Source organism: Proteocatella sp. QWL-06 (assembly GCF_058684135.1).
The window spans coordinates 1,776,217-1,789,485 of the sequence record NZ_CM178755.1 but is presented as its reverse complement, the minus strand read 5'-3'; the positions used below and the strand labels follow the sequence as shown (position 1 = coordinate 1,789,485).

The window sequence follows — 13,269 nt, the reverse complement described above, 5'->3', positions numbered from 1 at the left end:
TATCGTATCCTGGTTGAATATAAGGCAAATCAGTGATAATATAAGAGTGTACCTTAACAAAAAAACAGGTAGCATAAAAGATTGATAAAATATTGCTTAACTTCATGCATGTTAAGTGCTATAATCAATTTATAAAATGAAAGGAGAGCAAGTATGGAAAGATATGTTTTGAAAGAGTATGTTGAAAATGTACTCATTGTAAAGATCAACAGGCCGGAAGCGCTCAATTCGCTTAACAGTGAGCTGCTGAGCCAGCTTGGAGAGGTATTTGATGAAGCCGCATCCGACGATAACGTGAACGCTGTCATCATAACCGGAGAAGGAAAGGCATTCGTAGCAGGCGCAGACATTGCGCAGATGAGTGTACTCAATGCAGTACAGGGCAAGGAATTCGGAAAGTTTGGAGCAGACGTCTTCAGGAAGCTTGAAGAAATGCCAAAAGCGGTAATAGCTGCGGTAAACGGATTCGCACTTGGCGGAGGATGTGAGCTGGCTATGGCGTGTGATATCAGGATAGCATCAGAAAAAGCAAAATTCGGACAGCCTGAGGTAGGGCTTGGCATAACTCCTGGATTCTCCGGAACTCAGAGAATGACAAGATTAGTTGGCGCCGGAAAGGCAAAAGAGCTTATATTCACAGGAAACATAATCAATGCGAATGAAGCAAAGGAAATAGGTCTCGTAAATCAGGTTACTGAACCTGAAAAGCTTATGGAGACTGCACTTGAGATGGCAAAGAAGATTGCTTCAAACGCTCAGCTGGCAGTGGCATTCAGCAAGGAGGCAATTGAAAGAGGTCAGCAGGCTGATATGGACACTGCAATAGAGATAGAAGCCAGCCTTTTCGGACTGTGTTTTGCGACGCAGGACCAGAAGGAAGGAATGGCAGCTTTTCTTGAAAAAAGAAAGCCGGTATTCACTAAAAAATAAATAAAAAAATAAAACTGTAAAAGGTGTTGACATTTATTTATCAAGTGTGTAATAATGGTTTTAGGAAACGTTAACGGTAGCACTTGATCAAAGTACTTATTTGGAGGCGAAGATATGAAAATTTGTGTAGTTGGAACAGGAACAATGGGCGGAGGAATCGCTCAGACGTTTGCTCAGGCAGGATATTCAGTAATATTCAAGGGAAGATCAGAAGCTTCACTTAACAAGGCAATTGCGTCTATTACAAAATCTCTTTCAAAGCAGGTTGAAAAGGGAAAGATGGAAGAAGCAAAAAAAGAAGAGATACTTTCAAATATAACAGCTGCTACAGAATATGCAGATTGCAGCGATGCTGATATATTCATAGAAGCGATAGCTGAAGACATGGAAACCAAGAAGAATACTTTTGCTGAGATAGAGAAGATAGCAAAGGAAGATGCGATAATGGCAACAAACACTTCTTCGCTTTCTATAACAGAAGTGGCTTCAACAACAACAAGACCTGAAAGAGTAATAGGAATGCACTTCTTCAATCCGGTTCCTGCAATGAAGCTCGTTGAGGTTATAAAAGGACAGATGACGGATCAGGATATTTTCAACAAGGTATTCGAGCTTTCAAAAGCAGTAGGAAAAGTGCCTGTTGAAATAGAAGAGGCTCCAGGATTCGTAGTAAACAGAATACTTATACCTATGATAAACGAAGCCGTTGGAATACTTGCTGACGGAGTTGCAAAAAAAGAGGACATAGATGAGGCAATGAAGCTTGGCGCCAACCATCCAATGGGACCACTTGCGCTTGCAGACCTTATAGGACTGGATGTATGCCTTGCAATAATGGAAGTGCTTTACAGCGAATTCGCAGACTCAAAATACAGACCACACCCGCTTCTAAGAAAAATGGTAAGAGCGAATCTTCTTGGAAGAAAGACAAAAGCTGGATTCTATAACTACTAAAATAACGTATTAAATGAATATTCATCTCGTTGGTTATGTGTAATGTTCGACATATTAGTAACGAAGAAAACCCTTGACATACTTAAACTAAATATACTATAGTATACCTAACAGGCAATTTTCGTTAAGGATACTCATGCATTATTTATAGTTAAGGTTAACGGTAGCATTCGTCAGATATGAAATCAGAAGTCAGCGGGGCCATGCAGAAGCTAAGATCTTAAGTGATCTGAACTGGCTGCATGCTCTGCTGAATTGAATGAATTCTGGTTCGGGATTGTGATGAGTAATACTCTTACACCTGATTTTGGAAGGAGCACACGATGAGAGAAGTTGTAATAGTAAGCGCAGCGAGAACTGCGATAGGTAATTTTGGTGGAGGACTTACACCTGTAAGCGCAAGAGATCTTGGTGTTACAGCGGCAAAGGAAGCTATAAAGAGAGCTGGAATAACTCCGGACATGATAGATGAGTCAGTTATTGGTAATGTTCTTTCAGCAGGTCTTGGACAGAACGTGGCAAGACAGATAAGCGTAGATGCTGGAATACCTGTAGAAAAGCCTGCAATGAGCATAAACATAGTATGTGGATCAGGGCTCAGAGCGGTTTCTACTGCAGCTCAGCTAATAGCACTTGGAGACGCAGACATAATACTTGCCGGTGGAACTGAGAGCATGAGCAATGCACCATATGTAACAAACTCTGCAAGATGGGGAGCTAGAATGGGCAATGTGAACATGGTTGACGTTATGGTTAACGATGGCCTTACTGATGCCTTCGCAGGATACCACATGGGAATTACAGCAGAAAATCTTGCTGAGAAATATGAGCTTACAAGAGAAATGCAGGACGAGCTTGCACTTAACAGCCAGTTAAAAGCAGAAAAAGCACAGAACGAAGGAAAATTCGACGAAGAGATAGTGCCAGTAGTTATATCTACAAGAAAAGGCGACGTAGTAATAGACAAGGATGAATTCATAAAGCCTGGAATGACTATGGAAAAACTTGCAAAGCTTAAGCCGGCTTTCAAGAAAGACGGTACAGTGACAGCTGGTAACGCTTCAGGAATAAACGACGGCGCAGCTATGCTGATAGTTATGTCAAAGGAAAAAGCAGACGAGCTTGGACTTGAGCCTATGGCTACGATAGTATCATATGCTACATGCGGAGTAGAGCCTTCAATAATGGGATACGGACCAGTTCCGACTGTTAAGAAAGCCCTTGCAAAAGCAGGCATGACAATGAATGACATAGAACTTGTGGAAGCAAACGAAGCATTCGCAGCTCAGGCTCTTTCAGTTGCAAAGGGACTAGAGTTCGATATGGAAAAAGTGAATGTAAACGGTGGAGCGATAGCGCTTGGACACCCAGTCGGAGCTTCAGGAGCAAGAATCCTTACAACTCTTCTTTATGAAATGAAGAGATCAGACAAAAAGACAGGCCTTGCGACACTTTGCATAGGTGGCGGAATGGGAACTGCTCTTATAGTAAAAAGATAATATCTGAAAAGCAAATAACCAGGATAACAATAATGAACTCCTTATCATGCTCTAGATAGGATAAGGAGTTTATTTTGTAATATATATTGTTTAATTATTAATTAACGGGAGGAAATAAAATGAATTTTACTTTAACTAAGGAGCAATTACTACTTAGACAGATGCTAAGAGAATTTTCATTAAATGAAGTTAAACCTTTAGCGGCAGAAGTTGATGAGGAAGAAAGATTTCCTGTAGAAACAGTAGAGAAGATGGTTAAGGCCGGAATAATGGGAATACCATTTGCAAAGCAGTATGGCGGAGCAGGAGCTAACTATGTTGCATATGCTATGGCAGTTGAGGAGCTTTCAAGAGTGTGCGCTACTACAGGTGTTATAGTATCAGCTCATACTTCACTCGGCGGAGGACCGCTTGTTGACTTTGGAACAGAAGAGCAGAAGCAGAAGTATCTTGTGCCGCTTGCAAACGGATCAAAGATGGGCGCATTCGGACTTACTGAGCCAAACGCAGGAACAGACGCGTCAGGACAGCAGACAACAGCAGTATTAGATGGAGATCATTACATCCTTAACGGAACAAAGATATTCATAACAAATGCTATGTACGCAGATACATATATAGTTATGGCAATGACTGACAAATCAAAGGGAACAAAAGGCATTTCAGCATTCATCGTTGAGAAGGACATGCCAGGATTTACATTCGGACCAAAAGAGAAAAAACTCGGAATCAGAGGATCAGCTACATGCGAGCTTGTATTCGAGAACGTAAGAGTACCAAAAGAAAATCTTCTTGGAAAAGAAGGACAGGGATTCAAGGTAGCTATGAAGACTCTTGACGGAGGAAGAATAGGTATAGCAGCTCAGGCTCTTGGAATAGCTCAGGGAGCGATAGATGAGACAGTTGCTTATGTAAAAGAAAGAAAACAATTTGGAAAATCGATATCTCAGTTCCAGAATACACAGTTCCAGCTTGCAAGCCTTGCTGCAAAAGTTGAAGCGGCCAGACTGCTTGTTTATAAAGCGGCGGACTGTAAGGACAGAGGTCTTTCATATAGCGTTGAGGCTGCAACAGCAAAGCTTATAGCTTCTGAAACAGCTATGGAAGTTACAACAAAGTGTCTTCAGTTATTCGGTGGATACGGATACACAAGAGAGTACCCAATCGAGAGAATGATGAGAGACGCGAAGATAACAGAGATCTACGAAGGAACTTCAGAAGTTCAAAGAATGGTAATCGCAGCAAACTTATTGAAATAATCACGGGAGGAATAAAATGAATATAGTAGTTTGTATAAAACAGGTACCTGATACTACAGAGGTAAAGCTTGATCCAAAGACTGGAACACTTATAAGAGACGGAGTTCCATCAATAATAAACCCAGATGACAAGGCAGGACTTGAAGCTGCCCTTAGAATAAAAGACAAAAACGGTTCACACGTAACAGTGCTTACAATGGGACCTCCTCAGGCTGACCTTGCACTGAGAGAAGCACTGGCAATGGGAGCAGACAGAGCAATCCTTCTTACAGACAGAGCGTTTGCAGGAGCAGATACATGGGCTACATCATCAGCGCTTGCAGGAGCACTAAAGAAGATGGACTATGACCTTATAATAGCGGGAAGACAGGCGATAGATGGAGATACAGCGCAGGTTGGACCACAGATAGCTGAGCACCTTAACCTTCCTTCAGTAACATACGTTGAAGAGATAGAAGCATATGACAAGTCAATCGTTGTAAAAAGAGCGTTCGAAGATGGATACCAGATGATAAAGGTTCAGACTCCATGCCTTATAACTGCGCTTAAAGAGCTTAACGATTCAAGATACATGAACGTTCAGGGAATCTTTGAAGCATTTGAGGGAGACAAGGTAGAGATCTGGTCAGTAAACGACATCGAAGTTGATCCTGACAATCTTGGACTTAAGGGATCTCCTACAAAAGTTAAGAAGTCGTTCACAAAAGGAGCTAAGACAGCAGGTAAAGTATTTGATGTCACTCCACAGGAAGCAGCTCAGATTATAGTTGACAAGCTTCAGGAAAAATATCTTATCTAGTTATTAACATATCAAACAGGCGTATAAATATAATTTTTTGGAGAAAGCAGGAGGTATACAGGTGAACCTTTCAGAATATAAAGGAGTATTAGTATTCATAGAGCAGAGAAACAAAGAAGTTCAGAAAGTATCTATGGAGCTACTTGGAAAAGGAAGAACATTAGCAGATACACTTGGAGTAGGAGTAACTGCAGCACTTTTAGGACATGATGTAAAAGATATGGCTCAGGACCTTATAGTTCATGGAGCTGACAGAGTAGTAATAGCAGATGACAAGATGCTTGAGCTTTTTGCAACAGAGCCATACACAAAGGCACTTGTAGGAATATTAAAGCAGGAAAAGCCTGAGATAGTTCTTTTTGGAGCTACATCAATAGGAAGAGACCTTGCGCCAAGAGTATCTGCAAGAGTACACACAGGACTTACAGCTGACTGTACAAGCCTTGACATAGAAGATGAGACTAACAACCTTCTTATGACAAGACCTGCATTTGGTGGTAACATAATGGCTACGATTGCCTGCCCTGACTTCAGACCACAGATGTCTACAGTAAGACCGGGCGTTATGCAGAAAATGACTGCAGATCACAGCAGAACAGGCGAGACAGTAATATTTGATGCAAAGCTTGAAGCTGCTGACATGAACGTGGAAATCCTTGAATATGTTAAGGAAACTAAGGCAAAAGCAAACATAGAAGAAGCTGGAATGCTTATATCTGCAGGTAGAGGAGTTGGTGGAAAAGACAACCTTGGACCTCTGTATGACCTTGCAGACACTATAGGCGGACTTGTATCAGGATCAAGAGCCGTAATAGATGCTGGATGGCTTGATAAAGACAGACAGGTAGGACAGACAGGAAAGACTGTAAGACCAGAAGTATATATGGCTTGCGGTATTTCGGGTGCTATACAGCACGTTGCTGGAATGGAAGAGTCTGAGCTTATAATAGCTGTAAACAAGAACCCTGATGCGGCAATATTTGAAGTAGCGGATCTTGGACTTGTAGGAGATGTAGCAAAGATACTTCCACTTGTGAGTGATCTTATAAAGAAAGTTAAGAAAGAATCAAACGAAAAATAATTCAGCGATTATCGAAATAACCATAAATAATTCCTTTAAAATGCGGACTGCAGAACAGCGGTTCGTATTTTTTTTGCGTCAAAAAGCAATATGTAAAAATTTTATCAGAATTATCGAAATCATTAATAATAACAGTTGACGTAGGGCTCAAAGTTTGATATTATATTATCAGAAATACACGAGTTGAATTATTTAGTAATCATGATTAGAATTTAAAGAAAGGAGGATAGCAAGTTTCATTCTGCTTTATCGAAATACTTATTTTATTTTATTAAAATGAAGGAGAAAGTATTCATGGAAAAGAGTAAGTTGAATGTAAAGAAAGACAACTCAGTATATTACATATCATTGGCAGTTACACTGCTGATAGTTTTATGGGGTCTGTTAGCCCCTTCGAATTTTGAAAAAGTGGGTAATGGCGTATTTAGTTTCCTTGTAAATGAATTTGGATGGTTCTACACTTTGTCCATGTCATCATTTGTAATTTTTGCTATCTGGATAGGCTTTTTTTCGAAGTATAAGGACATAAGGCTTGGACCGGACGATTCAAAGCCGGAGTACAGCAATATCTCGTGGTTTGCAATGCTGTTCTCTGCAGGTATGGGAATAGGACTCGTGTTCTGGGGAGCAGCAGAGCCGCTCAACCATTTCATGGCACCGCTTGTGGTAGAAGCAGGAACAGAGGCTGCAAAGGAGTTTGCAGTATCCAAATCGTTCCTTCACTGGGGTCTTCACCCATGGGCAAACTACAGCGTTCTGGCTTTAGCGCTTGCATACATGCAGTTCAGAAAGAACAAGCCGGGCCTCATAAGCAGCGTTTTCATTCCGCTTCTTGGTGAAGATGTAGTTAGCGGATGGGCAGGAAAGCTTATAGACATACTCGCAGTATTTGCTACAGTGGCAGGGGTTGCGACATCACTGGGGCTTGGAACATATCAGATAAACAGTGGACTCAACTTCCTGTTTGGGATACCAGAGACGAGCACGGTACAGATTCTTATAGTAGTTTTTGTGACAATAGCATTTATGATATCAGCCATAACGGGACTCGACAAGGGAATAAAATTCCTGTCAAATCTCAACGTGGGAATAGCGGCACTGCTTGTTATAGGTGCTTTTATAATAGGCCCTTCTGTATACATTCTGAATCTTTTCGTTGAGGGGATAGGAGTATATTTCAGAGACCTTGCCCAGAATTCATTCCAGCTAGGCGCATTCGGTGATACGAGCTGGTATGGAGGGTGGACTATATTCTACTGGGCATGGTGGATTGCCTGGGCTCCATTTACAGGAACATTTATCGCAAGGATTTCAAAAGGAAGAACAATAAAAGAATTTATAACTGGCGTACTCCTTGCTCCGACACTGGCATCATTCATCTGGTTCGCAGTATTCGGTGGAATGGGTCTTAATCTTGGAAGCGGAGTAGCAGCTGAGGCGATACAGTCGACATCGACAGCATTTTTCGTAGTGATGAGAGAATATCCTATGGGATCTCTGATATCTATGGTAGCAATAGTGCTTCTCTGTACATTCTTTGTAACATCTGCCGACTCAGCAACGTTCGTACTCGGAATGTTCACATCACAGGGAGATCTTAACCCGGATACAAAGAAAAAATTCATATGGGGAGTAATACAGTCATCGCTTGCGCTTTCACTGATGCTGGGTAGCAGCAATGGACTTCAGATGCTGCAGACCATATCAATAGCCGCGGCATTCCCGTTCGCATTTGTAATGATTTTCGGGATGGTGTCTCTGGTAAAGGGACTCAGAGAAGATGTAAAGGAACTGGAACCGCAATATTCAAAAGTTGATGTGGTGGAAGAAGATTCAGAATATGTGCCTGAACTTGTCACTGGAATGGCGTCAGAGCAGGTTTAAATTGAAAGGAGACAATATGAGACTTGAGATCGGTAATTTTTATGTAAAAGATGTCAGATTTGGGGAAGAGACATCATATAGAGATGGAATCCTGAGCATTGACAAGGAAGCTGCGCTTGCCTTCATAAAAGAAGAAGAGAGCCATATAACAGATGTGGATCTCGTTATCGCAAGACCGGGAGATGATGTGAGGATAGTGCCAGTCAAAGAGGCCGTAGAGCCAAGGATCAGGCCGGATGGAAGAACGCTGTTCCCTGGAATAACAGGTGAGGTCACATCGGCAGGAGAAGGAAAAGTACATGCACTAAAAGGCTGCAGCGTGCTCGCGGTAGGAAAGCACTGGGGAAGCTTTGGAGATGGAATGATAGACATGGGTTCAGGAGCGAAATACACATACTACTCAAAACTCATAAACATATGCATGGTGGCAGACACCGACGAGGAATTTGAAAGATATGAGCAGCAGAAGAAGAACAAGGCGCTCAGATGGGCAGCACACAAGCTTGCAGAATATATAGGTCAGGCAGTAAGGGACCTTGAGCCGGAAGAGACAGAAGTATATGAGCTGGATCCCGTTACAAAGAGAAGCGAAGAGATATCAAAGCTTCCTTCGGTAGTGCTCGTAATGCAGCCGCAGTCACAGATGGAAGAGCTTGGATACAACTCCATGCTTTACGGATGGGACATGAACAGATATATCCCAAGCTTCATGAGCCCTTCAGAGGTGCTTGACGGAGCCATAATATCGGGAAGCTTCATGCCGGCATCATCAAAGTGGTCAACATATGACCTTCAGAACTTCCCGACTATAAAAGAGCTCTACAGCGAGCATGGAAAGAGCATAAACTTCCTGGGAGTGATAATGTCAAACCTCAACGTATCTCTTGAGCAGAAGGAAAGAGCGGCAACGTTCGTGGCACAGATAGCTAAATCCCTCGGAGCAGACGGAGCGATAGTTACAGAAGAGGGATACGGAAACCCTGATGCAGACTATATAAGATGCATAGTGGCGCTTGAGGATGTCGGAGTTAAGGTAGTGGGCATAAGCAACGAGTGCACAGGAAGAGACGGAGCATCACAGCCTCTTGTTACCCTCGATCAGAAAGCTGACGCTCTTGTATCCACAGGAAACGTGTCTCAGCTGATAGAACTTCCTCCAGCGGCAGCTGTGATAGGAGAGCTTGAATCACTTGCAAGAGACGGACTTTCAGGCGGATGGTCATATGACGAGATCCTGGGATCTTCAGTAAGAGAAGATGGTTCAGTGATCATGGAAAACAATGCCATGTTCTGCGGAGATCAGATAGCAGGATGGTCGACCAAGACAATGAGGGAATTTTAAGGAGGATATGAGATGAAAAAAGCCATACACTATATAAATCAGTTTTTCGCAGGAATCGGAGGCGAGGACAAGGCTGACTACGCGCCGCAGATATCAGAGGGAGTTATAGGACCGGCAATGGCAATGAATGAGCTCCTTGATGCCGAAATCACTCATACGATAGTATGCGGAGACAACTTCATGGGATCCAGAGAAAAGGAAGCGGTAGAGATCATACTGGGATTTCTCGAGGACAAGGAATTTGACCTGTTCATAGCAGGACCGGCCTTCCAGGCAGGAAGATATGGCTTTGCATGCGGAACCATATGCAAGGCGGTAAAGGAAAAATTCAATGTTCCTGTCATAACCTCAATGCATGAGGAAAACCCCGGAGTAGAGATGTTCAGAAAGGACATGCCAATATTCATCGGAGGCAAGAGCGCAGCGAAGCTGAGAAGCGATGTTAAGATAATGGCAGCATATGCGAACAAGCTGCTTTCAGGAGCAGAGCTCCTTCCGGCATCAGAGGAAGGCTACTTTGAAAGAGGGATAAGGCATCAGGTATGGAGAGAAGACGGCGTGACAGCGGCAAGAAGAGGCGTAGACATGCTAATCAGGAAGCTGAACAATGAAGAGTACAAAACAGAGCTCATCATACCGCAGAAAGAGCTTGTGCCAGTAGCTGCACCGATAAAAGACCTTTCAAAGGCAAGGATAGCGCTTCTTAACACCGGAGGGATAGTTCCTGTGGACAACCCGGACAGGATACAGTCAGCATCAGCCACAAGATGGGGAAGATACTCCGTGGAGGGGATGGAAAGACTTGAAGGCGGCAAGTTCAAGACAATACATGCGGGATTTGACCCTGCGGCAGCAGATGCAGATCCAAACGTAATAGCTCCGGTAGACGTTCTAAAGGTACTTGAGAAAGAAGGTAAATTCGGCTCTCTGCATCCATATGTATACACTACCGTAGGAACAGGAACCACCCAGGCAGAAGCCTCAAGAATGGCGAGGGAAATCCTTGAAAAGCTTAAGGAAGATGATGTAGACGGCGTGATAATGGTTTCAACATGAGGCACCTGTACTCGTTGCGGAGCAACGATGGTAAAAGAAATTGAAAAAGCAGGAATGCCGATAGTACACATGTGCAACATAATCCCGGTATCAGAGACAGTGGGAGCAAACAGGATAGTGCCTACGATATCGATACCGTATCCACTTGGAAATCCGAATACACCTAAGGAAGAACAGTGGAAGCTGAGATATCACAGGGTTAACGTGGCGCTTGACGCCCTGACGGCAGATGTCGAGGGACAGACGGTATTTAAGGTTAAAATCTAACATTATAAATAATTCTTATTGAGATTATAGAAATATATGATATAATTATATTCAAAATACATTTCAGGAGGTAAGCGATGAGCTTTTTCGAAGGAAAAAAATTAATAATCATTGGCGACCGTGACGGAATTCCGGGTCCTGCCATAGAAGAATGTGTAAAAGGAAAAGATGCAGAGGTAATATACTCATCTACAGAATGTTTTGTCTGAACTGCTGCTGGGGCGATGGACCTTGAGAACCAGAAACGTGTAAAAGATGCTGCTGACGAGTTTGGCGCAGAAAACGTAATGGTATTAATAGGTGCATCAGAAGCCGAAGCTGCTGGTCTGGCAGCTGAAACAGTAACAGCCGGAGATCCAACATTTGCAGGTCCTTTAGCGGGAGTAGCGCTTGGCCTTGCTGTATACCACGTAGTAGAGCCTGAGTTCAAGGACGCTGTAGATGCAGACGTATTTGAAGATCAGATTGGAATGATGGAAATGGTACTGAATGTTGACGAAATAGTAGAAGAAATGAGAAACATCAGAAGCGAATTCTGTAAATTCTAATTCAATACTTAAAGGGAAGAGCCTTCAGGGAAAATAATGATTTCCCTGAAGGTTTTTTCATGCCCTAAATTGTCGATTGAAAAAAATAATCATAGTGATATAATTGTTATAGGAATTTATTTCAGGTGGAGGTTTTTTATGGAAAAAAAAGTTTTAAAAACGTACGTAAGCAGCAAAAAGCTTCTGCAGAAGAGACGAACTGTAAGATATTTCATAGACGCGGTAAAGCAGATTCAGGAAGAAGAAGGCCTTGATTCTGTAAATATAAGAAAAGTTGCAGACATAGCCGGTTATAACAGCGCTACTATATACAATTATTTTGATAATCTGGAGCATCTTATATTCTTTGCTTCCATGGAGTATTTCAGGGAGTATATAGAAGAGCTTCCTCTTCGCCTTAAAGACAAAACAGATTCACTGGAGAGATATAAGATAATCTGGGACTGCTTTCTCATGCATGCCTTCAGATATCCCAATAACTACTATGCCATATTCCTTGCTAAGGAAGGCGAGCGGACCAGGGATTATATAGATGACTACTACAGGCTATATCCGCTTGACAAGAGCGGAATGAGCGAGGACATAAAGGCGATGATGTCGGAAAGAGATTTGTTCAGCAGAGGTAATATTACTGCGAGAGAGTGCATAAAGCAGGGATATTTCAGTGAGAAGGAAGGCTATGTGGTAAATGACATCATAACATATGTTTTTGAGAGCTTTCTATTCAGAGTCATTCACAACGGGCTCGATCCCGAGACGGCTGAGACGGAAATAATGAGATATATAGACAGCATAGTTGAAAAATACAGATTGATATAAGTAAGGCAGGTTTAAAGCTGATGGATATGATATTTATGATCCATCAGTTTTTTGCATTTCGCTCAACTAAGATGTTGAAATGTGAACATTTAATGTTATAATAAAAATATAATAATTGCTATTGGAGGCAACTGTCAAATGGACATTGATATAAACAGCGCAGAATCAAAAATGAATGACAAGAAATATATACAGAAGAAGAGGATAATCAAGTACTTCATAGATGCTGTAAAGCAGATCCAGGAGGAAGAGGGGTTGCAGTCGGTAACTATAAGGAAGGTAGCGGATATCGCAGGCTACAACAGCGCGACTCTCTACAATTACTTTGAAAATCTCGATCATCTGCTTCTTTTCGCGTCAATGGATTATTTCCAGGAATACGTGGATCAGCTTCCAAAATGCCTGAGGAATGTAAAAGACCCTATACAAAGATATATTTTAGTAGCTGAATGCTTTTACAGAAACTCCTTCCTGCATCCTCAGAACTTCTACTCCATTTTTTTTGCAAAGGTCTCCAATTCGATAGATCAGTACATGAGAGATTATTATGAGCTGTTTCCTATAGACACATCTGATATGGACGATGACATAGCTACAATGGTCAGAGAGACTGACCTTTTCTCAAGAGGCAGCATATCCATCAAAAAATGCATAGATGAAGGCTATTTTACGAAAGAGGACGGCATAGAGCTTAATGACATTATGACATATGTCTACGAAAGTTTTCTTTACAGGGTTATACATGATGAGCTTGACCCGGGTGAGGCAAATGACAAAATCAATAAATACTTGTCAAATATAATCAAAAAGTATAGAATTAAATAAATGCAA

The 13,269-nt window shown here is 42.1% G+C and carries 12 protein-coding genes; all 12 read left to right on the top strand.

Annotated features, from left to right (window positions below; all coding sequences use genetic code 11):
- The first annotated feature begins 153 nt into the window (after positions 1-153).
- The 12 genes from AC4PGZ_RS08490 to AC4PGZ_RS08435 all read left to right on the top strand — a co-directional run bounded on the left by AC4PGZ_RS08490 (position 154) and on the right by AC4PGZ_RS08435 (position 13,263).
- The gene (locus tag AC4PGZ_RS08490; RefSeq protein WP_492158210.1) at positions 154-930 is read left to right on the top strand and encodes an enoyl-CoA hydratase-related protein; all 777 of its coding nucleotides are present in this window, start codon (positions 154-156) and stop codon (positions 928-930) included.
- A gap of 114 nt (positions 931-1,044) precedes the next feature.
- Positions 1,045-1,884, top strand: a complete 840-nt coding sequence (locus tag AC4PGZ_RS08485; protein ID WP_492158209.1) for a 3-hydroxybutyryl-CoA dehydrogenase — start codon at positions 1,045-1,047, stop codon at positions 1,882-1,884.
- A 323-nt stretch (positions 1,885-2,207) separates the two neighbouring features.
- Positions 2,208-3,383: an acetyl-CoA C-acetyltransferase gene (locus tag AC4PGZ_RS08480; RefSeq protein WP_492158208.1), complete on the top strand. Its 1,176-nt coding sequence runs from the start codon at positions 2,208-2,210 to the stop codon at positions 3,381-3,383.
- Between the two features lie 119 nt (positions 3,384-3,502).
- Positions 3,503-4,642 carry an acyl-CoA dehydrogenase gene (locus AC4PGZ_RS08475; RefSeq protein WP_492158207.1) on the top strand — a complete coding sequence of 380 codons (1,140 nt, stop codon included), beginning with the start codon at positions 3,503-3,505 and terminating at the stop codon, positions 4,640-4,642.
- A 16-nt stretch (positions 4,643-4,658) separates the two neighbouring features.
- Positions 4,659-5,441 (top strand): electron transfer flavoprotein subunit beta, encoded by a 783-nt coding sequence (locus tag AC4PGZ_RS08470; RefSeq protein ID WP_492158206.1) that lies wholly within the window; start codon positions 4,659-4,661, stop codon positions 5,439-5,441.
- 61 nt (positions 5,442-5,502) lie between these two features.
- A complete protein-coding gene (locus AC4PGZ_RS08465; RefSeq protein WP_492158205.1) occupies positions 5,503-6,522 on the top strand; it encodes an electron transfer flavoprotein subunit alpha/FixB family protein in 1,020 nt (339 codons plus the stop codon).
- A 294-nt stretch (positions 6,523-6,816) separates the two neighbouring features.
- Complete coding sequence (locus tag AC4PGZ_RS08460; protein ID WP_492158204.1) at positions 6,817-8,406, top strand: glycine betaine uptake BCCT transporter; 1,590 nt, start codon at positions 6,817-6,819, stop codon at positions 8,404-8,406.
- Positions 8,407-8,422: 16 nt separating this feature from the next.
- Complete coding sequence (locus AC4PGZ_RS08455; protein WP_492158203.1) at positions 8,423-9,748, top strand: glycine/sarcosine/betaine reductase component B subunit; 1,326 nt, start codon at positions 8,423-8,425, stop codon at positions 9,746-9,748.
- 12 nt (positions 9,749-9,760) lie between these two features.
- Positions 9,761-11,071, top strand: coding sequence for a betaine reductase selenoprotein B (gene grdH, locus AC4PGZ_RS08450; RefSeq protein WP_492158202.1), 1,311 nt, complete (start codon positions 9,761-9,763; stop codon positions 11,069-11,071).
- 77 nt (positions 11,072-11,148) lie between these two features.
- A complete protein-coding gene (gene grdA / locus AC4PGZ_RS08445; protein ID WP_492157991.1) occupies positions 11,149-11,619 on the top strand; it encodes a glycine/sarcosine/betaine reductase complex selenoprotein A in 471 nt (156 codons plus the stop codon).
- Positions 11,620-11,757: 138 nt separating this feature from the next.
- Entirely contained in the window at positions 11,758-12,438 is a 681-nt protein-coding gene (locus AC4PGZ_RS08440) for a TetR/AcrR family transcriptional regulator (protein WP_492158201.1), read from the top strand.
- A 138-nt stretch (positions 12,439-12,576) separates the two neighbouring features.
- Positions 12,577-13,263 (top strand): TetR/AcrR family transcriptional regulator, encoded by a 687-nt coding sequence (locus AC4PGZ_RS08435; protein ID WP_492158200.1) that lies wholly within the window; start codon positions 12,577-12,579, stop codon positions 13,261-13,263.
- Positions 13,264-13,269: the final 6 nt, after the last annotated feature.